Consider the following 23671-nt stretch of genomic DNA (forward strand, 5'->3'; position numbering starts at 1 on the left):
TTTTAATTATTGTAAATTAATTTATTCAATAACAATTCTTTTTACAATTTTTTGGTCACCATCTTTTACAGTCACCAAATATATACCAGCTGATACATTGCTCAACTGAATATTTTGTTCAATTAAACCTGTATTAGAAAATTGTTTTTCAAAAATATTTCTTCCTCTTATATCGTTAACAACAATACTAATTTCGTTATTAGAAGTAGAATCAAATTTAACATTAAAATTACCTCTATTTGGATTTGGATAAATACTAAAATTAGTGAATCCAAACTCGTCCGAATTTAAATTTGGGGTGATTGTAAAGTTTTTAGAATTCACTGCTAAGAATACATTCCCGACTGCTTTAACCATAAATCTACATGCGGTTCTATTTGTTGTTACATTTGGTAAAGTTACTATATAAGAACCGTTATTTGGAACTCCTGATGCAATGGTAGTCCAAGTTGTAGCATTTGGAGAAGTTGGTGTATTTAAATTAAATGTTTCCAAAGAAGTTGAAGCATTTGTAGTTAACAAAATATCAACAGTTGGAGAATTAAATGGTGCTGTTGCAGTACTTCCTGGAACCCATGTAACGGTTTGTTGAGATAATCCTGAATAAGAAATACCATTAGTACTTTGAGAAGATACGGAAAAAGCACCTCCAGTTGCATTTACGGTAATTATTGCCGCGTCGGTTTTAGTTTGACCGGCTCCGGCATGATTATCTCGAGCTGTAAATGTAAAATTTAATGTCCTAGCTACTGAAGATACACTTTCCCAATTAGTAATACCTGCAGTAGTAACTGCAATAGTTCCTGATATTATTTTACCCATTTCCGGAAAATATCTAAATTTATTTGTACTTGGTTTAAATGTTCTCCAGTTAGGTCCCGCGGTTTTAGTTTGTAAAACTCTACTACTGGTTCCAGAAGCAGATCCTATGTCGTTTTGTTCCCACAAATATGTTAATACATCGCTGGAATCGGAATCTGTAGCAGTTCCTGTTAACATAAAAGCTGTACCAACAGGAATTGTATAATTATCGCCAGCATTAACTGTAGGAGTAGCATTAACTCCAGATAAAGATGTAGAAACAGGACAAGTTTTGCTATTTAAATTAGTTTGTATTTGTAATATTCCTTTGTAAGAAAAAATTGGATCAGAATGTAATTGTACATTATAACTTGTAATCCCGGCATAACCCATTATTGTAGACCCACTTCCTGGCTCGGTTTGAGCTATAGACACTTCAGTACTATGTGTAAATGAATGATTACCTCCTAGTTGGTGACCCATTTCATGAACCACATAATCAATATCAAAATAATCTCCTGAAGGATTTGTATTTGAAGTGTAAGCACTTCCTTTTTGTGAATTACATACACATCCTATACATCCAGCGTTACCACCACCTCCAGTTGCGGCAAATAAATGTCCAATATCATAATTGGAATCAGTAATTTCAGATGTTAAATTTGACTGCAATTCACTATTCCATGCTCCAGAAGAATAGGGATCAGTAGCAGGATCATAATAAATAATATTAGTGTTATCAATCATATTTAAATGAAGTGCTAAATCTTTTTCTAACACGCCATTTACTCTAGTCATAGTTGCATTCATTGCTGCAATAACAAGAGATTCATTATCGCTACTAGTTGCTCCAAAATAGTTAGCATATTCAGCAGTACATGATAAAGCTAATCGCATCGTCTTATAGCTACCAGCGCTGGATCTTGTGTATGTAGAGGAACTATTTAAAATATCCATCTCTAATTGCTCATTTGGAGTAGTACAATTAAATGGTTTTCTTACTCTATTTTTTGAATCATAAACCACATATAAAGTAGCAGCTTTATCATATGCTTCTATGAATTCCGTTCCTCCATCAGGTTTGAATAAAACTGTTTGAATTCCTTGTGGAGATACACTAAAATTAATAGTAGCGCCAGGATTTGTGATCCCTTTACCTACATATGCTCTAATTTCTGGAAATTTTGCTTGGAAATCAGGAGTCATATTTGAATTTTCCCAAATTTGAAATTTTTCAACTTCTCCATTTGTATTTGGAAATTCAACTATAGTTCCAGGTAATGAAGATAATATTTTATTTGCATTTACTAATGGTTGTTTAAATGCAGTAATATCTACAGTAAAATAATTTTCACCTTCTGTAATTTCATTTTGCTGGATTCTCACAATTTTAGAAGTTAAATTAGTTGGCATTTTATGCCAAACAGATTTTTTTTGTGCAATTATTTGACAAAATGACATTAAAACTGCTAAAAATAGTACTTGTTTTTTCATTATATTTATTTAATTAAAGGGTTCAAATATAATAATATAAATTTATTGTTAAAAATGTTTAAGAAAATTAATTTAAAATCTTTTTATCAATTTAACTTTATATAATTATTCAAACTGATTTTTTCTAAAACTATTTTATTAATCAATTTAAACTAAATTTGCCTAAAATAAAATAAATTGAATACCTACAATTCCATTTTTGATTTCCAAAACAAAAAAACCATTATCACAATTGGTACTTTTGATGGAGTGCACCTTGGACATAAGAAAATACTTGACAAAATAATATCAAACGCACGAGAATTAAATTGTGAAAGCACTGTGCTCACCTTTTTCCCTCATCCAAGAATAGTTATACAAAATGGAGAGCCTTTAAAATTGCTTAATACCATCGAAGAAAAAAAATTGCTTCTTGAAAGTATTGGCCTAGCCAATTTAATTATTCATCCATTTGACAGAGAATTCTCTCAACTTTCTGCAGAAGATTTTGTAAAAAAAATACTAGTGGAACAACTTCAAATTCAAAAAATAATTATTGGTTACGACCATCGTTTTGGTGTTAATAGATCAGCAGACATAAATGATTTGATCGTTTATGGTAACAAATACGGCTTTGAAGTAGAACAAATTGAAGCTCAAGAAATTGATGAAATTGCTATTAGTTCTACCAAAATAAGAACTTCACTTGAAAAAGGAGCAATTACTTTAGCAAATGAATATTTAGGATACAATTATTTTTTTAGTGGCATTGTTGTAAAAGGAAATCAACTTGGCAGAACTATTGACTTTCCAACAGCAAATATTCAAATAGATGAAGAGTATAAATTAATTCCGAAAAATGGCGTTTATTTTGTCAAAAGTAAAATCAACAATAAACCAGTTTTTGGAATGATGAATATAGGAACAAGACCAACAGTTGAGGGAAAAAATCAAACAATAGAAGTTCATTTTTTTGACTTTGACGAGGACCTTTATGACAAGAAAATTACAATAGAAATGATTGATTTTATTCGTGAGGAACTAAAATTTGAATCAGTTGAAGCCTTAAAGAATCAATTGGTTAAAGACAAACAAATTTGCAAAAACTACATTAACAATCGTAAGTTTAACATTGTAGAATAAAAAGTAATTAACTACTTTTGAAACATTAAAATTAGTATCAAATGGGCATTACCAAACACAACTGGACCAAAGAAGAAATTATTGCAATTTACAACAAACCACTTATGGATTTGATGTATGAAGCAGCAACTATACATAGAGAACAACATGATCCTAATGTAGTTCAAGTATCTACTTTGTTGTCTATAAAAACAGGTGGTTGTCCAGAAGATTGTGGTTATTGCCCACAAGCCGCTCGTTATCATACCGATATTGAAGGAAATGATTTAATGAGTGTGAGTCAAGTAAAAGCGCAAGCTTTAAGAGCAAAATCGAGTGGATCTTCTCGAGTTTGCATGGGTGCAGCATGGAGAAATGTAAAAGACGGACCAGAATTTGACCAAGTATTGGAAATGGTTCGTACCATAAATAAATTAGATATGGAAGTATGCTGCACTTTGGGGATGCTTACTGAAAACCAAGCACAACGACTTGCAGAAGCTGGTTTATATGCCTACAACCATAATTTAGACACGTCAGAAGATTATTACAAAGAAGTAATTTCTACCCGTGGTTTTGAAGACCGTTTACAAACTATTGATAATGTTCGAAAAACCAATGTAACCGTTTGCAGCGGGGGTATTATTGGAATGGGTGAGAATATTGAAGATCGTGCCGGAATGCTTGTGGCGCTTTCAACTTTAAATCCGCAACCCGAATCGGTGCCGATTAACGCATTGGTAGCTGTTGAAGGTACTCCAATGGAAAATGAAAAACCAGTTGAAATTTGGGAAATGATTCGAATGGTTGCAACCACAAGAATTGTAATGCCTGAAACTCAGGTTCGTTTATCTGCCGGAAGAACTGAAATGAGTCGCGAAGGTCAAGCAATGTGTTTCTTTGCTGGAGCAAATTCTATTTTTGCTGGGGATAAATTACTTACAACTCCAAATCCAGATGTAAACGAAGACATGAAAATGTTTGAAACATTAGGTTTAATGCCTCAAAAACCATTTATAAAAGTAATGCAGCCAAAAACGGTTGAAGCAGAAGATTCGCAATTTCAATCCTTAGGTGAAAAACCAAAATGGTCTAGACCTGAACATAAAATTGAGAGAAATTTAGAGGCTTCTGTAAAAGGAAAATAATTCATTTTATTTTGAATTCTAAATCCGTTACTACTGTTTCAGAGGCCATACAAAAACTAGAAAGCTATTGCGCTTACCAAGAGCGGTGCCACCTTGAAGTACAGGAAAAACTTCGTGGGTTTATTATTACAGAAAACGAAAGAAATACGGTTATTGTTCACCTTATTGAACATAATTATTTAAACGAAGAACGCTTCGCATCCTTATTTACAATTAGTAAATTTCATCAAAAAAAGTGGGGAAAAATCCGAATTAAAAACGAATTAAAAGCTCGTAGAATATCCGATTTTTTAATCACAAAATCCCTAAAGGAAATTCCGGTAGAAGAATACGAAACCACTTTTGAAACCTTATCGGAAAAACATTGGGAAACTTTACCCGAAAGAGATTCATCCAAAAAAAGAAAGAAATTTTGTGATTATTTGCTTCGTAAGGGTTGGGAAAGTGATAAAATTTATGAAAAGCTAAAGCAACTAGAAAAAGCTATTTAGACACTAAAATACTCACGGCATTTCCACCAAAACCAACCGCGTTAATTAGCACTTTATTAATGTTTTTTCGAATAGTTTGCTTCTCAGCAAATGGTACTTCTATAAAATGATTGTGCTGCATCATTAGAATGGCTAATTCGATACTTAACATTCCCGAAGCACCAAAAGTATGACCCATTTTCCATTTATTGGTAGTAAGCATTGGCAGTTGATTGCCGAACACTTTTTGGATTGCTTTATATTCTGAGTTGTCGCCTTTTATAGTTCCAGGCGCATGCATAACAATGGCATCTACATCTTCTAATCTGGTATTTTGCAAAGCCATTTTCATGGATTTTTGAAAACAAGTTGCCTCTTCAGATATAGATATGTAATGTTCTAAATCATCTGTTGCATATCCTATTCCTTCTATATAAGCTAAAGCATTTTCGCGTTCTCCAAGTTCTAAACAAGCTACGGCAGCTCCTTCGCCAAGCACCATGCTGTTTTTGGTTTTTTTCAAATCGAATGCTCTGCACGGAAACTCCGATTCTTCTTTAGCATATATTTTCAGTGCCTGCATTTGAGCCAATGTAAATGCCGTTAAAGGCGCTTCACTTCCGCCAACTAAAAAATGAGTTGCCATTCCCGCTTGTAACCAAGCAACCGCATTTAATATGGCATGCAATGCAGTGGAACAAGTAATGGAATGAGAAATTTCTGGGCCGTTGTTTTTTAAATCCTGTGCCACCCAAGAGGAAATATTTCCTAAAGTAGTAGTCGGCGATGCTAAAGTTGCAGTTCGATTGGTTTCTAAAAATTCTTTATGAAATTTTTCAAAAAGTTGCGTTGCCCCTCTTGAAGAACCAATATTAATTCCGAAAGAATTGCCCTTTTTCCAACCTGCTTTATGAATTGCTTTTCGAGAAACCAATAAAGCCATTAAAACCGTTTCATCTAAAGCTTTATACTTTACATCCGATTTTCTCAATTCCTCGATTTCTATTCGAACCTCAGCCGGAATTAATGCAACATAGTTCAGCTGACCATTAAAACTTTTTTTGGAAATCAAAGATTCACCCGAAAGGTAGTTATGCCAAATAGTATCTGCATCATTTCCCAAAGGAGAAATAGACGACAAAGAAGTTATGGCAATTTTAGTTTTCAAGCATATAAATTTGATAACAAATATAGAAAAAAGTTGCGGTTTTAGGGCGGTTTAGAAGCTAATAAAGTTTAACCATTGTTGAATTCATTAAATGAGAACCAATTACAAAAAAACAATATCTTTGAACTTAGGTAAATTAAGAGCAAATGTTTCAAAACAAAAAAGATATTGTCTACGTAATTCTTGCAGGGATTTTCATAACCAATGCCGTAGTGGCCGAATTAATTGGCGGAAAATTAATTACTGTTTTTGGAATCCCGATGAGTGTGGGGATCCTGCCATGGCCTGTAGTATTTGTAACCACCGATTTAATTAACGAATATTTTGGTGAAAAAGGAGTGCGTAAATTATCGTTAATCACAGCCAGTTTAATCATTTATACCTTTGCTATTTTATTCATTGCCATGAAAATACCGGCCATGAAAGGAGCTAATTTAATTACCGATGATCAATTTAATGGTGTTTTCGGACAAAGTATGTGGATTATAGTGGGTAGTATTACTGCTTTTATGGTTTCCCAATTAATAGATGTTACCATTTTTCATTTTGTAAAAAACAAAACGGGCGGAAAAATGATTTGGTTGCGAAGCACCGGATCTACAGTTATTTCTCAGTTATTCGATAGTTTTATTGTGCTTGGAATTGCTTTTTGGATGACAGGAAAAATGACTACTGAAATCTTCATAGCATCGGCATTAACTGGTTATATTGTAAAATTGGTGATTGCTGTATTGCTAACTCCTTTAATTTATTTAGGTCATTCAATAATTGAAAAATACATACATGGAAAATAAAATTCGTTGCGCTTGGTGCGAAAAAGACGATCTATACAGAAATTACCACGACAATGAATGGGGAAAGCCTGTTTATGACGACCAAATGTTATTTGAGTTCTTAATATTAGAAACTTTTCAGGCGGGTTTAAGTTGGTATACGGTATTAAAAAAAAGAGAAAATTTTAGAAAGGCTTTTGCAAATTTTGATTACAAAAAAGTAGCACTATTTTCTGAAGAAAAAATTCAAGAATTACTATTGGATGTTGGAATTATTAGAAACCAATTAAAAATAAGAGCTGCGGTAGCCAATGCCATTGCCTTCATGAAAGTGCAAGAAGAATTTGGCACTTTTTCAAAATACATTTGGAATTTCACTGATGGAAAACCCTTAGATAACAAGCCGAAAACATTGAAAGACATTTCGTCATCCACGCCACTTTCTGATGCTATTAGTAAAGACTTAAAAATTCGCGGATTTAAATTTGTGGGAACCACCGTGGTTTATGCGCACATGCAAGCTACCGGAATGGTAAATGATCATGTAGAAAATTGTTGGACTCGAAATTAAGCTCCCGATTTTAATATTTTCATAAACAAATCTCTAGAAATTTCAAAAGCACCAAGTTTTTCTAAATGGTCGTTATGAACCTGGCAATCTAAAAGCAAGTAGTTGCGCTCTTTTAAGTATTCGATTAATTTTATAAATGCCACTTTACTAGCATTTGGAACTTTGGAAAACATGCTTTCCCCACAAAAAACATGACCTAAATCTACACCATATAAACCCCCAACTATTTCGTCATTTTGCCAAACTTCAAATGACATAGCTTTTCCTAATTGGTGTAGTTTTGTAGAGGAATCAATTATATCCTCCGAAATCCAAGTTCCTTCTTGCCCCTTTCGTTCAATCTTTTGGCAATTGGAGATTACGGACGAAAAATCTTTATTGATAGTAACTTCAAACAGATTGCGATTGATAATATTTCTTAGGCTTTTCGATACTTTATAATCTTTAGGATTTACAACCATTCTGTGTGGCGGTGCCCACCAAAGTATAGGATCATCCGAATCATACCAAGGAAAAATTCCGTTGGTATAAGCCAACAACAATCGCTCGATACATAAATCTCCGCCCACAGCCAAAATACCTTCGTAATTGGCTTCTTCAACAGGTGGAAAATAAAGTTCTTTGGTTAAAAAATACATGTTTAAATCAATGTAAATTCAATAAAAAAGTCAGAAATTCAAGTACTACTTAAACTTCTGACTTCCTACTTCTGACTTCTATCTTTTAGAAAGGTAAATCGTCGTGTTCTTCTTCTTTAAAATTAGTTGCTGGCGCAAAAGTTTCGGCAGCTGGCATTGGAGGCATTGCTTGTGCTGCAGGAGCATCTGCTTGCATTTTTTCAATTCTCCATCCTTGAATAGAGTTAAAATATTTAGTTTCTCCTTGTTGATTAACCCATTCTCTACCTCTTAAATTAATTGAAACTTTTACAGCATCTCCAGCTGAATAGTTGTTCAAAATATCACATTTATCTTGAGTAAACTCAATCATAATATGTTGTGGATACTGCTCATCTGTAGTAACTACTAATTCTCTTTTTTTAAACGAAGCGCTTACTTGTTGCTCTGCGTTAATAACCTTTACTTTTCCTAATACTTCCATAATAATTCTAAATTTATTTTTTTGCTAAAAGCACTTTCCATGCTGTTAACGATTCGTTTTTATCTAAATACTCTTTGGCCAATTTGAATTTTTTCACCTCATCATCGGCACTCAAAACTGCTTTTATTTCAAAATTTTGTTTTACAAATATAGTAATTTCTTCTTCACTTGGCAACGCTTCTACATTTCCTAATTTTCCTAAATCATTACCATTAAAAACTCCACTTTCAATAATAAAATCAGGAATTTCATCTACTCCAATTCCTAAAGTTGCCAATGGCTTTTCAACTTCAAAAAGTCCTTTATTAGCTCTAGAATACCAATTCCCACCCAAACGAGAAACCAAATCAATTTTTGCTGGATCAATAATTCCGTTAGCATCCAAAACAGCTTCGTCAATGTGAATTCGCACTACTTCACAAATAATTAAATTTCCGGCGCCGCCCTCTGTCCCTAAAGGAATAATTTGGTTTACGACACATTCCATTTGCACCGGACTTTGAGCCACACGATAGGGTTTAACCACATCCGATGGAAGCGCTGTAAGACCTGCTTTATCAAATTCATTTACACCATCAGCATATTCAGTACTTGATAAAGACATTTGCTGTACTATATCATAATTAACCACATTAATCACAACTTGTTTAGTCGCTTCGCAATTTACAAGCGTATGCTTAATTGAATTATCTCGAACTCTTCGCGCGGGTGAGAAAACTAAAATTGGTGGATTGGCACTAAAAACATTAAAAAAACTAAAGGGAGACAAATTGGGTTTTCCATTTTTATCTACTGTACTTGCAAATGCTATTGGCCTAGGCCCAATGGCACTTTGCAAATAACCTTGAAGCTTTACCGTTCCAATATCTTTTGGATTTATAGTTACCATATGAATTCAATTTTTACAAAGATATAAAATGCTAGTGCAATTTATTAATTTCAAAACTAATTCATTTTTCGGCATCAATCATTTTTTTCTTACTTTTAAACAAAAAATTTAAATGCAATTTTCCGAGAAAAGAAATATTACTCGATGGTTCATAATATTGGCTTCCTTTTTTATAGTGAGCATTATTTTATGGAATACCTATTCTTTATTTCAAATATTTAAAAATGAAGAGCGAGTAAAAATGCAACAATGGGCATTGGCACAAAAAAAAATGAACAATGAAGACCCTAATGCCGATGTAGAACTTCCGTTGCAAATTATTCAGAACTCAACTATTCCAATTATTGCCACCGAAAACGATACAATTGTAGATCACATAAATATTGATGCTGATATTATTAGTGACAAGGTTAAAATAAATGATTTATTAAAAAAACTTAAGAATCAAAATGAACCAATTATTATTAATATTTCTGAAGGCCAAATACGTAAATTGTATTATGGTGATTCTTCTTTATTAAACATTTTAAAATATTATCCCTTTGCACTGTTTTTTGTTATTTTCCTTTTTGGAGCATTGGTTTATAACTTTTATAAAAGCACTAAAATGGCTACCCAAAACAAACTTTGGGCAGGAATGGCAAAAGAAACAGCACACCAAATTGGCACTCCATTATCCTCTTTGATTGGTTGGCTGGAAATCATGAAAGGTGAAAATATATCGGAATCTATTATTTTAGAAATTGAAAAAGACATCAACCGACTTCAAACGATAACTGATCGTTTTTCTAAAATTGGTTCGGAACCGGCATTAGTAAATAAAGATGTAATTGAAGAAACCCACCTGTCTTTTGATTATTTAAAATCGAGGTTTTCGCACCAAGTTACTTTTGAATTTATTGCTCCAAATGAGCCTATTTACATCCCATTAAACCCAGAATTGCACAGCTGGACCATTGAAAACTTGATGAAAAATGCGATTGATGCAATGAAAGGAAAAGGGAGTTTAACAATAAGTATTGAAAAATTTGGAAAGCAAGTAAAAATTAATGTTACTGATAGTGGAAAAGGAATTCCGAAAAAACAATTTAATAAAGTATTTGAACCTGGGTTTACCACCAAAAAAAGAGGTTGGGGACTTGGATTATCATTAACAAAAAGAATTGTTGAAGAATACCACAAAGGAAAAATTAGAGTTGCACAATCTGAAATTGATAAGGGCACAACGATTCAGATTATTTATGGTAAAAGAAAATAATATTCTACAAATTTGCCTGTATAGCTTTTACAATAGCTTCAAATTCTTCTTTTGATAATGATACTTTATTTTGAAAACGCATTTCATCCATCTCGTTTAACGGAATTAAATGAACATGTGCATGAGGTACTTCAAGGCCGATTACTGCCATCCCTACTCGTTTACATGGAACTGCTTTTTCTAACGCTACCGCAATTTTTTTAGAAAACTGCATCAATCCTAGATATAACTCGTCTTCTATATCAAAAATTTTGTTGATTTCCTGCTTCGGAATACATAAAGTATGTCCTTTTGCATTTGGATTTACATCCAAAAAAGCCAAAAACTTATCGTCTTCGGCTATTTTATAACATGGGATTTCTCCTTGTACTATTTTGGTAAAAATACTAGACATAATTAGTCTCTAGAAATTTCTAAGATTTCGAATTTCAAAGTACCGTTTGGAACAATAATTTCTGCTACTTCTCCAACCGATTTTCCTAATAATCCTTTTCCAATAGGAGAGGTTACTGATATTTTTCCGGTTTTTAAATCGGCTTCACTTTCGGCAACCAAAGTATATTTCATTTCCATTCCGTTGGTTTGGTTTTTGATTTTTACATTCGATAAAACCAATACTTTCGAAGTATCTAAATGACTCTCATCAATAAGACGTGCATTAGAATGAATTTCTTCCAATTTAGCAATACGCATTTCTAGCATCCCTTGTGCTTCTTTGGCAGCATCGTATTCAGCATTTTCAGACAAATCTCCTTTATCTCTTGCTTCAGCGATATCTGCAGACGCTTTTGGGCGAGCCACATTTTTTAGATAATCTAATTCCTCTTTTAATTTTTTTAGCCCTTCAGCGGTGTAATAAGATACAGTGCTCATAATTTCATTTCTTTATTCTTCTTTGTAAATTCTAAGAAGTTATTTGATATTCTAAATTTTTTTAATCCTTATCATAAAATAGAAAAAATCCCATCAAGACGGGATTTCTTTTTTCAAAGATAACAAATTTGCGTATTAAATTACTACTTTTGTGTTATAATACAATACAAAGTTAACTAAATAAATTTTTTAAACATATCTTTTAATAATTATTTTAAAAATGAAAAAAATATTTATTCTGATTTTTTTTGCCGGTTTTTTGCTAGGCTGTAACAAAGATTCGTTTAATAATGACAACCCCTATTTACCTAATTATAGCTTTTCAATGGATTTAAATAAAAACTTGCCAAGTTATAGCGGGTTGAATTTTGCCGGAAACGCTGTAAAAGCTTATCCTGCAAATGGTCCTTCAAGGGGGGTTATTGTATTTAATACTGGGGGAGAATATAAAGCTTGGGATGGTGCCTGCCCTAACCAAGATTTAACAACTTGCTCTACCTTAAACTTAAGTGGATCTAATGCTAATTGCACTTGTGGTAATGAAAATTATAATTTATTTACAGGACAAAGTGCCGGGAAACCCTATCCATTAAAACAATATCGTGTAGAAGTAAACGGCGATATTATTCGGATTTTTAATTAACAATAAAAAAGCCAAGTGAATCACTTGGCTTTTTTATTGGTTAAAATTTTAATGTCATTCCCACTAAGAAATTTCGTCCTGCTTGTGGATAATAATAAGGGAAAATATCATACATATACCCATTTGAACTGTATCTTTTACTTAAAATATTGTTACACAAGCCTGTGAATACAATCGATTTAAAAATGGTTTTTGGATAAATTTGATAGGATACATTTAAATCATTAACAAAATAATTAGGCAGTTTAGCCTCATTTAATTCGATATTATTTAAATATTGATCTCCTACAAATTTAGACATTAGAGAAAGTTGCAATTTGTTATTTGGTTGGTATATAAATATATTTCCTGCAACTACATTTGGAGCATACGCGATATTTTTATTTCCATAATTTACCCCTTCTACATTCAAATCCACATTTTTATTCTCGCTCAAGGTCACATTAGGCCGAATACTTAGTTGTTTAGAAAGTGTAATAGTAGCATCTATTTCCAAACCTAAACGATAACTTTTTTCACTATTTGATCGTATTGGATTTCCTACGGCATCTAAATTTCCTGTAAGAATTAACTGATTCTGGTAGGCCATATAATAAATATTTGCGTTCCATTGTACCTTCTTATCTGTAAATCGCCAACCTAATTCGTAATCATCCAATTTTTCTGGCCTCACAGTTCCACCTTCATAGTCTGTTCTATTAGGTTCTCTATTTGCCCTTGCAAACGAAAAATATACTGTGTTCTTGGAGTTTGCATTATAAGTAATTCCTGCTTTTGGATTAAAAAAATTAAAAGTATCATGAACTTCTCCAGCCGCAACTCCATTTGCTTGATATTGAACTTGACGGAATTGCAAATCGCCATACAAACTCAATTTTGGTGTCAATTGATAACTTATTTTCGCAAATAGATTTCCATCGTTTTTGTTGCCATAATTATCATAATATTTATCTCCTAATTCGGATGTTGAAGCATATCTTGCCCAAATTACTTCTCCAAAGTGTTTCCCTTTATATTGGTTATAAGCACCACCTAATATAAAATCTACTTTTTCATCTTTATAATTTGCAGAAAAAGTAGTTCCATAAAAATCATTATCCAACCACTTTTGTCGAATTAAATCGGTTACATCAATCGTGGTGCCATTAACAACAATTGGCGTAAAACCATAATCGAAAAAACTTTGGCTGTTTTGGTATTCTTCATAATATCCTTTCCCTTTGGTATAATGAAGTGCCAAATTGGTATTCCATTTGCTAGAAAATTTTTCATTCCAATGCAATTGAAAATGATCCTGTTGGTAATTATCGGTTTGATTATCATAAAAACGGGTGTTTCCAAAAGCGTCGGTATACATTCCGGCAAAATTAAATGTTCGGTCCCCATTCATAGTTTCACCATCAACGCCATACCAAGATTGGTATGTTTTTTCTTTTCCGCCAAAAAGTAGCGCTTTTATTAAGGTAGTTTTACCAACATAGGTAGCTTGTAAAAAATGCGAATTTAAATTTGAAGAAGCTCTGTCAATATATCCATCCGAGTTTATTTGCGATAAGCGCCCAGCAATTTCAAAGTTGTCGTTCAGTAATCCAGTGCTGAATTTCACTGTATTTTTTATTGTATTAAAACTCCCCACAGAATTAGAAATTTCAGCACTGCTATTCTTCGAATAGGAATCGGTATACATATTAAGGCTGGCGCCAAATGCACCGGCACCATTTGTAGAAGTTCCAACCCCGCGTTGCAACTGCAAACTCTCAACAGATGAAGCAAAATCTGGTAAATTCACGAAAAAAGTGCCATTGCTTTCTGAATCGTTGTAAGGAATTCCGTTTATAGTAACATTTACTCTTGTGGCGTCGGTTCCGCGGACACGAATTCCGGTATAACCCACACCATTTCCCGCATCTGAAGTCGTAACTACTGAAGGCATAAAGTTCATTAATATTGGAATGTCTTGCCCTAAATTGCGAGATTGAAAATCTTTATTGGATAAATTACTAAAACTAACCGGTGCTTTTAGAGTAGCACGAACAGCTGAAACAAGTACTTCATCTAACTGTTTAACTTTAATAGAATCATTTGATTTTTCTTGACTATATGTTAAGCAAGAAAATAGAATAATAACTAAAAAATAGAACTTTGACTTTTGACTGAATATTAATTCCATCCGTAAAATTTTTACGAATAAAAAGAGGTAATTATTCTTGGTTATAAAATGTTTGTTTCCAATGACTGTATATTGCGTGCACTCAATATGTCATTTTTTCCCTTAGCAGCATTACCTGCTCAGGTTCATTGGGTATAATCTCAGCTCGTTATTTAGAGCACCCCTTTTGAGACAGTACAAATATATTAAAATCCTATTTAATTTTTTGAATTTGAAAAAAATAAATTTTCGATATTAATTCCCCGATTGATGTGCCGGTTTCAATAAATCATTAACCGTTTTCACCGGATTAAAAGTAAACAAAGGAACCTCTACGAAAATAGTTAGCCATTTTGCCATAGCGCCATTCCAAAGCCCCGGTAATTCATATGCTTTCAGTGGCTTACCATTATTGTTTTTTTCTACAATAAACCCTGTATTTGGGTCAATAAATTGGTGCAAATTAAAGTATTCTCCTTTATAATTTTTAGTGCCGCATACTAAATCTACTGGATTAAAATGTGTAGCTCTTTCAAGGATTTTGGTTTGATCTGCATCAATTTGTGAAGCTTCAATTATTTGTAAAAAAGTATTCCCTTTTTGATCTCTTACCCAAAAAGGACCTCCGCCAGGTTCTCCTTCATTTTTTACCATTCCGCAAACGCGAATCGGTCTATTTAATATTGTATGAAGGTATTCTATTTTACTTTCTTTGGTATATTTTGAAAAATCTTCGGTAGTAGCAATTTTTAAATTAGTTTCTAAAAAATCTACAATTTCATTTAGATTTTCAGCATTTACATGATTACTGTCTAAAAGTTTTAAATAATCAAATATACTTTCTTGAAGTTGGATTAGTTTTCCCGCCAATGCCTTTTTGTAAAGTGAAACCTCTTGAATATGATTTTGAATCACATTGTCGATATTTTTTATAAAAATAATATCGGCTTTTAGATTATTTAAATTATCAATTAAAGCTCCATGTCCACCAGGTCTAAAAACCAATTGATTTTTATCATCTCTAAACGGTTTCCCCTCCAAATCAAGAGCAATTACATCTGTTGCTTTATCTTGATAGGAATATTTTACATTTATTGAAATGTTATTTTGAATTTCTAATTTGTTTTTAATACTGTTAATTACGAACTCAAATTCATCTTGGTGTTCTTGAGAGACCGTGAAATGTACATGCGACTCATTGTTAACTCCTGCATAAAAAACACATTCGTTAAGATGTTCTTCAATTGCTGTTGCAATGTGGTTATTGGGATATTTATGAAATGGTAAAACTCCTTTAGGTTTATTTGCAAAATTATAATGAGAAGGAGATAGCATTGCTTTTATAAAAGCATAATTTTGTTCGTCTTTACTACAATTGTTGAAATCAGATGTTACTATTTTAGCAGTTTCTAGTACCGCATCATAAAAAGCAAACTTTTCTTTAGCAACTAAAAAAATAGGTAAATTCTTATCTTTTTTTCTATTAATATATGCGTTAATAGTTTCTTCATTTGGCTTATAATCATTTATAAACTCGGTCAAAAATTTAAACATTCTGCTTGCCGCACCAGATGCAGGAACAAATTTTTTAATTTTAATATTTTTCTTTTTCCCATCAAAAATAGTTGCAAAATACTTTGCTTGATCTTCTGAAAGTGGCTCTATTCCATCATAAAGTATGGCAGGTCTGTCAATATTAATTTTTGGCAATCCGTTTATTAATAATTGAAATTGGTTAGAAACCGTGTCTAAATTTATATTTCGATTTATAATCCCTACAAAATCATTCGAATTAAAGCCTAACTCTTGAGCTTTAGTAAAATCAGAATTTATTTGAGTTGATTTTTGTTTAAGATTTTCTTCCATTCTATATAGGCTAAAACAGCTAAAATTGTAAAAATAATATATTGTAAAGATAACATTCCTAAGCCTCTATAGGCAAATAAAGGAACTACAATCACATCGCCAATAATCCATAATGTCCAGTTTTCGATTTTTTTTAATGCCATGTACCACATAGCAGTAAAAAATATTCCTGAAGTAAAAATATCAATATAATTAGGAATTTCTAATGAATAATTAAAAAATTTGTAAACCGCATAGGTTATTCCGATAGTGAAGAAAAACAAGAAAATGCCGATGATTTTTTCTTGATTATTGGTTTTGGTGATATTTAAATCATTTTGAATCGATTTAGAACTCCATTTATACCAACCATAAATACTCATTATTGAATAATAAAAATTCATAGTCATATCGCCAAAATAGCTTGCTTGATATAATAAATAAACAGTAATTATTGTAGAAATTATCCCCGTTGGGTACACCCAAATATTTTCTTTTTTTGCAAAATAAACGCTTACTATTCCGAATACAAAAGCTAAAAACTCCAATATGATTTGAAGTGCAGAAGCATTTTTATATTGAGAAAGAAAGAATTCTATCATAAAAGAAATGGAAATAAATTTCAGTATTAATATATATAAGCACAAACATAAATGTAATCCTCAACAAAATTAAATACTATATTATAGTTTTCAATTTCTGAATTAAAACGCAATTGTGCTTCAGTTATTTTGTCGTCCAAATTAAATTTATTTTCGAAAATATGGTTTGGAAAACTAATTCCTTCTTGACTTTTAATTTTGAATATACTCTCCTTAATTCCCCAAATAACCGTTGCTTTTTGAATTTTTTCTATTTCGGATAAATTTTCTAAATGGGAAACATCCATAAATCGGGATGCAATTTTTAAAGTCTTTTCTTTTACTAGTTCTAAATCGATACCGATTGAATGTGTACTAACTGCAATTGCCGAAAATTCATGAGAATGAGAAATAGATATGCATTTTTCATCCTTTAAATGAGGCTTGCCATGTGCATCATAATACAAGTCGAAATCAGAATATCCTATATGTTGCAAAAGCATTCTAACTGCCAAAAATCCTTTTTGATGGCTTTCTGATTTCATCGAATCGATTCTCTTTTTAGAAGAGATATTTAAATCAACGACATCTATAAACCATTCCAAATCTTCGGTTATTTTCCAAAGATATAGTGTTGTAGTGTCATTAATTATAACTTCTTTATATAATGGCATTTAGTATTTTATTGTTTTACAGTGGCTTAAGAACATAAACATTTCATAAATTTTAAAATAAATTATTAAAATCGAAACCTATGTTGTAATTTTGCGCCAAATTAAAAACAAATATACATAATAGATGAGTACACAAACATTACCTTATGTAGCTTTTAAAGTGAAAGATATTTCGCTTGCAGCTTGGGGAAGAAAAGAAATTGAATTGGCTGAAGCAGAAATGCCGGGTTTAATGGCGTTAAGAGCAGAATACAAAAACGAACAACCTCTTAAAGGTGCTCGTATTGCAGGTTGTTTACACATGACCATTCAAACTGCTGTATTAATTGAAACTTTAATTGCTCTTGGTGCAGAAGTTACTTGGTCATCTTGTAATATTTTCTCAACACAAGATCAAGCCGCTGCTGCTATTGCTGCTGCCGGAATTCAGGTTTATGCTTGGAAAGGTTTGAACGAAGAAGATTTTGATTGGTGTATTGAGCAAACTTTATTCTTTGGTGAAAATAGAGAACCATTAAACATGATTTTGGATGATGGTGGAGATTTAACTAATATGGTTATCGATCGTTACCCACACTTAGTTGCTGGAATTAAAGGATTATCTGAAGAAACTACAACTGGAGTTCACAGATTATACGAAAGAGTAAAAGCGGGAACTTTACCAATGCCTGCAATTAATGTTAATGATTCGGTTACTAAATCGAAATTTGACAATAAATACGGTTGTAAAGAATCGGCTGTTGATGCTGTTCGTAGAGCTACTGACTTAATGTTGGCTGGTAAAAGAGTAATTGTTTGTGGATATGGTGATGTTGGAAAAGGAACTGCAGCTTCTTTTAGAGGTGCTGGTTCTATTGTAACAGTTACTGAAATTGATCCTATCTGTGCGCTTCAAGCAGCAATGGACGGATTTGAAGTGAAAAAATTAAACACTGTTATTGGAACTGCAGATATTATTGTAACTACAACTGGAAATAAAGATATCGTTTTAGGTTCTCATTTTGAGAAAATGAAAGACAAAACGGTTGTTTGTAATATTGGTCACTTTGATAATGAAATTGACATGGCTTGGTTAAACAAAAATTTTGGTCACACCAAAAACGAAGTAAAACCTCAAGTTGATATCTATAATGTTAACGGTAATGACATTATCATCTTGGCAGAAGGTCGTTTAGTAAACCTAGGTTGTGCTACAGGTCACCCAAGTTTTGTAATGAGTAATTCATTTACAAACCAAACTTTAGCCCAAATTGAATTATGGAATAACAGTGCTGCATACAACAATGAAGTTTATATGTTACCTAAACATTTAGATGAAAAAGTAGCAAGATTACACTTAGCTAAATTGGGTGTAGAATTAGAAACTTTACGTCAAGATCAAGCAGAATATATTGGAGTAGCTGTTGAAGGTCCATTTAAACCAGAATACTACAGATACTAATCAAGTATAAAGTAAAAAAATAAAAAACCCTTGCCATTGCAAGGGTTTTTTTATGAGAATTATATTATTTCTAAAGCATCCTCAATAGTTTGATATACTTTTTGCAATTGGCTATTGGTAATTATATATGGGGGTAATACATAAACAACATTTCCTACCGGGCGCAAAATTACTCCGTTTTCAATAAAAAAATAATATAATTTATTTCGAAGGGTGCCATAATAACTTTCTTTTATATCTGATTTTATTTCGAGTGCAAATATTACTCCAAGTAACCGAGTGGTTTTTACTTTAGGATGATTCTTTATTTTGTTTTCAAAATCCAAATGGCATTGGTTAACACGCTTTATATTAGCTTGTATCTCGGGAGTTTGTAATAATTCCAAACTGGCTAAAGCTGCTGCGCAACCTGTCGGATTAGCTGTAAACGTATGCCCGTGGAATAAAGCTTTGTTAATATCATCATCGTAAAATCCGTCGTAGATTTCTTGTGTAAATGTTGTAATTGCCATTGGGATTGTTCCCCCGGTTAAGGCTTTCGACAAGCACATCATGTCGGGTTTATTAATTAGGTAATCGGTTGCAAAATTCTTTCCCGTCTTTCCAAAACCAGTCATAACTTCGTCGGCAATAGTAAAAACAGAATGGGCTTTGCACAAAGCAATCATTTCATCTAAAACTTCTGGAGAATACATTACCATTCCTGCTGCACCGAGAACTAAAGGTTCGAATATAAAGGCAGCAAATTCGTTGGTTTTTAAAAGTTTTTTTAAAACTTGAACTGATTTTTCTTCGTTACCTTTGGTTGGAACTGGAATGCGAACAACTTCTAAAAGTGAACCTTTGAATGCCTCTGTAAAAAAAGTAATCCCGCTAGTAGCCATTGCTCCAAAGGTATCTCCATGAAACGCATCTTCAAAAGCTATAATTTTAATTTTTTTTATTCCTTTATTATAATTGTATTGTAATGCCGTTTTTATTGCAACTTCAACGGCAGTAGAACCATTATCAGAATAAAATAATTTTTTTTGATTTGAAGGTAAGATCTCCATCAATTTTTCAGAAAGTACTACTACAGGTTCGTGAGTAAACCCTCCAAAAAGTACGTGTTCTAAAGTGGTTAATTGTTTGTAAATGGCATCTGCCATATATTTATTAGAATGCCCGTATGGATTTACCCACCAAGAGGCAATTGCGTCTATGTATTCTTTACCGTTTTCATCCCAAAGCAACGCTCCTTCACCTTTTACAACCGCAACAGCAGCTGCAGCAGTTTTATGCTGAGTATAGGGATGCCAGTTGTATTTTTGATCTCTTTGTGAAAGACTCATTGGAATTGTAGATAATTGATTATCGATTATTGCTTTCTGAATCTAAAGTTTTAATAAATTATCGCGAAATTCATCTGCATATTGCTGAATTACATTGGCATCAAAGTAGGGTTCTTCTTCAATTCGTCCAATGAATTTAGCTTTGGTTTTTGCCAAGATAATTTCTTCGGTAGCTTTATTTTCGTCTCCAGAAAAAATAATGCCAGCTAAAGGAATTTTTTTGCTTTTTAAGGCTTCAAATGATAATAAAGTGTGATTGATGCTTCCTAAATAATGTCGGGAAACCAAAATTACTTTATAATCCTTTTGAATTAAATCGATAATACAATCGTTATCATTTAAAGGCACCAATAATCCACCAGCGCCTTCAATTACTAAATGATTAGTGGTTTTTGGCTCATTAATTTCTTTAATATCGATTGTAATTCGGTCAATGGCTGCGGCCAAATGCGGACTTGCGGGCGTATTTAATTTGTAACTGTTCGCGTGAATTTTGGTTTTATTATTCGATATGTATTTTTGAATTTTATGACTATCCGAATTGTCTAAATCTCCCGCTTGAATGGGTTTCCAATAATCGGCTTCCAATGCTTGCGTAACAATAGCTGAAGCAATGGTTTTGCCAACGTCTGTTCCGATTCCTGTGATAAATAGTTTCATAATATTAAAATGTAAAGTTACATAACAAACGTAAAACTTCTGATATTTCTTCTTCCGAATTATAAGAATGCAAACAAAATCGCAAACGCTCTTGACCTTCGGGCACTGTTGGTGACAATATGGCTTTTACATCAAACCCTTTTTCTTGCAAATTAGCAGCAATAGATTTTACTTTTTCATTACCCGGAATTATAGCACATTGAATAGCCGATTTGCTATAAACAAAAAGCGATTTTATACCAAGTTGGGTTTTTTCTTGATTGAAAAATTGAATATTTTGCTTTAGGTTTTGCATTGCTACTTTTTCAGTTTTTAAATGCTGGTAAGCAATTAATATGGCTGCAACCGAATGTGGAGAAAGACCTGTGGTATATATAAAACTTCGAGCAAAGTTGACCAAGTAACTTTTTAGTTCTTCGCTACCAATAATGGCGGCTCCATGGCAACCTAGCCCTTTACCAAATGTGATAATTCTTGCAAATACTTTATCCTGTAACCCTAAACTATACACTAATCCTTGTCCGTTTTCTCCAAAAACGCCCAATGCATGAGCTTCATCAACAACTAATTGACAATTGTATTTTCCACAAAGAGCAACCAATTCTTCAAGTTTTGGGCAATCACCATCCATCGAGAAGACCGATTCGGTTACCACATACACTTCGACAGGCTCAGTGTGATAACGTTTTATTATCGATTCTAAATCTTCCAAATCATTGTGTTGGAATTTATAGGACTTAGCTTTACTCATTGTGATACCGTCTCGAATAGAAGCGTGACACAATTCGTCATACAAAATAACATCATTTCGCTGCGGTACTGAGCTAAAAAAGCCCACATTGGAATCGTAGCCCGAATTGAAAATTAAAGCTGCAGGAGCATCGTGAAACTTAGCAATGGCATTTTCTGTAAAAGCATAAAGATTGTGATTACCTGAAATTAATCGAGAGCCCGTTGCGCCATTTACTCTTATATTATTATGTAGAAGATATTCATGTGTTTGATTAAAAATCTCATCTGAACTAGCAAACCCTAAATAATCATTCGATGCAAAATCGATCAAATCTTTTGAAACAGGCAATTCCCGCAAGGCATTATTTGCTTCACGTTGTTGCAGTTTTTGAGCAAGTGCTTTGGGAAATGGTTTCATCTATCAAAAATAAAAAAAGCCAAACAAATATGCTTGGCTTTTAAGTTTTATTTTGTAATTGTCTTAGTCTGCTAAAACAATTACTTTATTGTCTTTCATCTCAATAGTTCCAGATGCAATTTCTAAGTTGAAGTTTTGATCATTTACTTTGGTAAATTTATTTTCAACTTCTTTTTGAAAATTAAAACTAGTTGCTGTAATTTTTACAGTTCCTTGTTTTAAAATGGAAACTATTGGCGCGTGATTATTTAATATTTGAAAAGATCCATCAACTCCTGGTAAAGAAACCGAAGTAACCTCTCCTTTAAATAATGTAGCTTCCGGTGATACTATTTCTAAAATCATAATTTTTTGAGTTAGAAGATGGAAGATGTAAGATGTAAGATGAAGAATTAACTTCTAGCTTCTGACATCTGACTTCCAACTTAATTATGCTTCTGCTAACATTTTTTGTCCAGCCTCGATAACATCATCAATAGTTCCTTTAAGGTTGAATGCTGCTTCTGGCAAGTGATCTAATTCACCATCAATAATCATGTTGAATCCTTTGATAGTATCTTTAATATCAACCAATACTCCAGGAATACCTGTAAATTGCTCAGCTACGTGGAAAGGTTGAGATAAGAACCTTTGAACTCTACGAGCTCTAGAAACTGATAATTTATCTTCTTCAGATAACTCTTCCATACCAAGAATCGCGATGATATCTTGAAGTTGTTTGTATTTTTGAAGGATCTCTTTTACTCTTTGAGCACAATCATAATGATCAGCACCTAAGATTTCTGGAGAATGACTCAAAGTCAAGGCGAAGGTAGCAAACATCTGATAATTTTCCAAGAGGCTTCAGCTTATGTTAGCATTAAAAGTAATTACTAAATCAAAGCGTTATTTTTTTACCTGTGCTACACTTCTGAATTGTATAAGTTACTGAGCTTGTTCCAGTATAGGAGCTAGGAAACCCTGGGTTCTGGATGTAAGAACAATTTTGCAAAGCAGTTCCGCCAGAAGTGCTGATTATGAACAGACAGCACACTCCAAACCTAGAATTACAGATTAATTTTGTTAAATTCATATTTTTAGTGCCTGAGATAGATCCAGTTACTCCCACATTGTTTGTAACAGCAATGGGTCTTAGCACACTGATACTTCATTTCACCACAACACCATAACAGACTTCTTGATGTGAGAGAACGGCTCGAACAGGAAGTGAAATATTTTCAGTAATAAGGAGTAATTTTACAATCTACCCAGCAGCACAATTTCCACTTGCAGTGCCGCCTTTTGAATTACACTCCGAGCCGGTGTAGCAGGTCCCGTTACGAGCAGTGCTAAAGATGAAAAAGTAGCCACACGTCGATTGAGAGTTTTTTAGTTTGACTTAAAAAATTAAATATTTGATAAGTCATGCTGAGCCCTATGAAGATATAATTGCACAAGACTTGCGTTTGAGTTTTTACCTCTGTCCACTTGAAAGGGCACTCTGGCTTCGACAGCCGGTGTTCTTGAACGTCACAATGGAAAACAAGGAGAAAACTGAAATTTTTATAACA

General features: G+C 32.8%; 24 protein-coding genes and 1 pseudogene. 9 read left to right on the forward strand and 16 right to left on the reverse strand.

All coding sequences use genetic code 11. The features are described from left to right. Positions 1-21: 21 nt before the first annotated feature. On the reverse strand, positions 22-2295 hold the full coding sequence (locus ABWO08_RS05645) for a zinc-dependent metalloprotease (RefSeq protein WP_353084176.1): 2274 nt from the start codon (positions 2293-2295) through the stop codon (positions 22-24). 177 nt (positions 2296-2472) lie between these two features. Between ABWO08_RS05645 and ABWO08_RS05650 the strand changes: the two genes are divergently transcribed. The 3 genes from ABWO08_RS05650 to ABWO08_RS05660 are packed head-to-tail and all read left to right on the forward strand — an operon-like array spanning position 2473 to position 5035. Then, entirely contained in the window at positions 2473-3417 is a 945-nt protein-coding gene (locus ABWO08_RS05650) for a bifunctional riboflavin kinase/FAD synthetase (protein ID WP_353084178.1), read from the forward strand. Between the two features lie 41 nt (positions 3418-3458). Beyond that, entirely contained in the window at positions 3459-4544 is a 1086-nt protein-coding gene (gene bioB / locus ABWO08_RS05655) for a biotin synthase BioB (protein ID WP_353084179.1), read from the forward strand. Positions 4545-4555: 11 nt separating this feature from the next. After that, positions 4556-5035: a regulatory protein RecX gene (locus tag ABWO08_RS05660; RefSeq protein WP_353084181.1), complete on the forward strand. Its 480-nt coding sequence runs from the start codon at positions 4556-4558 to the stop codon at positions 5033-5035. Here the strand turns inward: ABWO08_RS05660 and ABWO08_RS05665 are convergent. Continuing rightward, complete coding sequence (locus ABWO08_RS05665) at positions 5028-6182, reverse strand: beta-ketoacyl synthase N-terminal-like domain-containing protein (RefSeq protein WP_353084183.1); 1155 nt, start codon at positions 6180-6182, stop codon at positions 5028-5030. The genes ABWO08_RS05660 and ABWO08_RS05665 overlap by 8 nt on opposite strands. Before the next feature lie 146 nt (positions 6183-6328). Between ABWO08_RS05665 and ABWO08_RS05670 the strand changes: the two genes are divergently transcribed. After that, positions 6329-6976: a queuosine precursor transporter gene (locus ABWO08_RS05670; protein ID WP_353084184.1), complete on the forward strand. Its 648-nt coding sequence runs from the start codon at positions 6329-6331 to the stop codon at positions 6974-6976. Further along, complete coding sequence (locus ABWO08_RS05675; RefSeq protein ID WP_353084186.1) at positions 6966-7526, forward strand: DNA-3-methyladenine glycosylase I; 561 nt, start codon at positions 6966-6968, stop codon at positions 7524-7526. Before ABWO08_RS05670 ends, ABWO08_RS05675 begins: the two co-directional genes overlap by 11 nt. Here ABWO08_RS05675 and aat read toward each other — a convergent pair. From aat to ABWO08_RS05690, 3 genes are all read right to left on the reverse strand, one after another. Further along, on the reverse strand, positions 7523-8164 hold the full coding sequence (gene aat, locus ABWO08_RS05680; protein ID WP_353084188.1) for a leucyl/phenylalanyl-tRNA--protein transferase: 642 nt from the start codon (positions 8162-8164) through the stop codon (positions 7523-7525). The genes ABWO08_RS05675 and aat overlap by 4 nt on opposite strands. Positions 8165-8249: 85 nt before the next feature. Next, the gene (locus ABWO08_RS05685; protein ID WP_353084190.1) at positions 8250-8627 is read right to left on the reverse strand and encodes a DUF3127 domain-containing protein; all 378 of its coding nucleotides are present in this window, start codon (positions 8625-8627) and stop codon (positions 8250-8252) included. Positions 8628-8640: 13 nt separating this feature from the next. Next, the gene (locus tag ABWO08_RS05690; RefSeq protein WP_353084191.1) at positions 8641-9516 is read right to left on the reverse strand and encodes a flavin reductase family protein; all 876 of its coding nucleotides are present in this window, start codon (positions 9514-9516) and stop codon (positions 8641-8643) included. A 112-nt stretch (positions 9517-9628) separates the two neighbouring features. On the opposite strand from ABWO08_RS05690, the gene ABWO08_RS05695 reads away from it, so the two are divergent. Beyond that, positions 9629-10774 (forward strand): sensor histidine kinase, encoded by a 1146-nt coding sequence (locus ABWO08_RS05695; protein ID WP_353084193.1) that lies wholly within the window; start codon positions 9629-9631, stop codon positions 10772-10774. 4 nt (positions 10775-10778) lie between these two features. On the opposite strand, the gene ABWO08_RS05700 is transcribed toward ABWO08_RS05695, so the two are convergent. Then, positions 10779-11168, reverse strand: coding sequence for an HIT family protein (locus tag ABWO08_RS05700; RefSeq protein ID WP_353084195.1), 390 nt, complete (start codon positions 11166-11168; stop codon positions 10779-10781). A gap of 2 nt (positions 11169-11170) precedes the next feature. Further along, the gene (gene greA, locus ABWO08_RS05705) at positions 11171-11647 is read right to left on the reverse strand and encodes a transcription elongation factor GreA (protein WP_353084196.1); all 477 of its coding nucleotides are present in this window, start codon (positions 11645-11647) and stop codon (positions 11171-11173) included. Positions 11648-11867: 220 nt separating this feature from the next. Between greA and ABWO08_RS05710 the strand changes: the two genes are divergently transcribed. Next, positions 11868-12290, forward strand: a complete 423-nt coding sequence (locus ABWO08_RS05710; RefSeq protein WP_353084198.1) for a Rieske (2Fe-2S) protein — start codon at positions 11868-11870, stop codon at positions 12288-12290. Between the two features lie 40 nt (positions 12291-12330). Here ABWO08_RS05710 and ABWO08_RS05715 read toward each other — a convergent pair whose 3' ends face one another. From ABWO08_RS05715 to ABWO08_RS05730, 4 genes are all read right to left on the reverse strand, one after another. Then, positions 12331-14460, reverse strand: a complete 2130-nt coding sequence (locus ABWO08_RS05715) for a TonB-dependent receptor (protein WP_353084200.1) — start codon at positions 14458-14460, stop codon at positions 12331-12333. Positions 14461-14694: 234 nt separating this feature from the next. Next, positions 14695-16305, reverse strand: coding sequence for a DUF4301 family protein (locus ABWO08_RS05720; RefSeq protein WP_353084201.1), 1611 nt, complete (start codon positions 16303-16305; stop codon positions 14695-14697). Further along, positions 16269-16886, reverse strand: coding sequence for a nicotinamide riboside transporter PnuC (pnuC, locus tag ABWO08_RS05725; RefSeq protein ID WP_353084202.1), 618 nt, complete (start codon positions 16884-16886; stop codon positions 16269-16271). The genes ABWO08_RS05720 and pnuC overlap by 37 nt, the downstream gene beginning before the upstream one ends. Before the next feature lie 26 nt (positions 16887-16912). Continuing rightward, positions 16913-17539 (reverse strand): 4'-phosphopantetheinyl transferase family protein, encoded by a 627-nt coding sequence (locus ABWO08_RS05730; RefSeq protein WP_353084204.1) that lies wholly within the window; start codon positions 17537-17539, stop codon positions 16913-16915. A gap of 124 nt (positions 17540-17663) precedes the next feature. On the opposite strand from ABWO08_RS05730, the gene ahcY reads away from it, so the two are divergent. Continuing rightward, positions 17664-18980 (forward strand): adenosylhomocysteinase, encoded by a 1317-nt coding sequence (gene ahcY / locus ABWO08_RS05735; protein WP_353084206.1) that lies wholly within the window; start codon positions 17664-17666, stop codon positions 18978-18980. A gap of 59 nt (positions 18981-19039) precedes the next feature. Here ahcY and bioA read toward each other — a convergent pair whose 3' ends face one another. The 5 genes and pseudogenes from bioA to ABWO08_RS05760 form a co-directional block, all read right to left on the reverse strand. Next, entirely contained in the window at positions 19040-20311 is a 1272-nt protein-coding gene (bioA, locus tag ABWO08_RS05740) for an adenosylmethionine--8-amino-7-oxononanoate transaminase (RefSeq protein WP_353084207.1), read from the reverse strand. A gap of 42 nt (positions 20312-20353) precedes the next feature. Further along, complete coding sequence (gene bioD / locus ABWO08_RS05745; protein WP_353084209.1) at positions 20354-20971, reverse strand: dethiobiotin synthase; 618 nt, start codon at positions 20969-20971, stop codon at positions 20354-20356. A 4-nt stretch (positions 20972-20975) separates the two neighbouring features. Further along, positions 20976-22121, reverse strand: coding sequence for an aminotransferase class I/II-fold pyridoxal phosphate-dependent enzyme (locus ABWO08_RS05750; RefSeq protein WP_353084211.1), 1146 nt, complete (start codon positions 22119-22121; stop codon positions 20976-20978). Positions 22122-22184: 63 nt separating this feature from the next. Next, positions 22185-22466: a F0F1 ATP synthase subunit delta/epsilon gene (locus tag ABWO08_RS05755; protein WP_353084212.1), complete on the reverse strand. Its 282-nt coding sequence runs from the start codon at positions 22464-22466 to the stop codon at positions 22185-22187. Between the two features lie 84 nt (positions 22467-22550). Beyond that, positions 22551-22910, reverse strand: a pseudogene (locus ABWO08_RS05760) (ATP synthase beta subunit C-terminal domain-containing protein); the annotation flags it as partial. 227 nt (positions 22911-23137) lie between these two features. Between ABWO08_RS05760 and ABWO08_RS05765 the strand changes: the two are divergent. Beyond that, a complete protein-coding gene (locus ABWO08_RS05765) occupies positions 23138-23290 on the forward strand; it encodes a hypothetical protein (RefSeq protein WP_353084214.1) in 153 nt (50 codons plus the stop codon). Positions 23291-23671 lie beyond the last annotated feature (381 nt).

This window comes from Flavobacterium sp., assembly GCF_040383245.1.
Lineage (GTDB): Bacteria > Bacteroidota > Bacteroidia > Flavobacteriales > Flavobacteriaceae > Flavobacterium.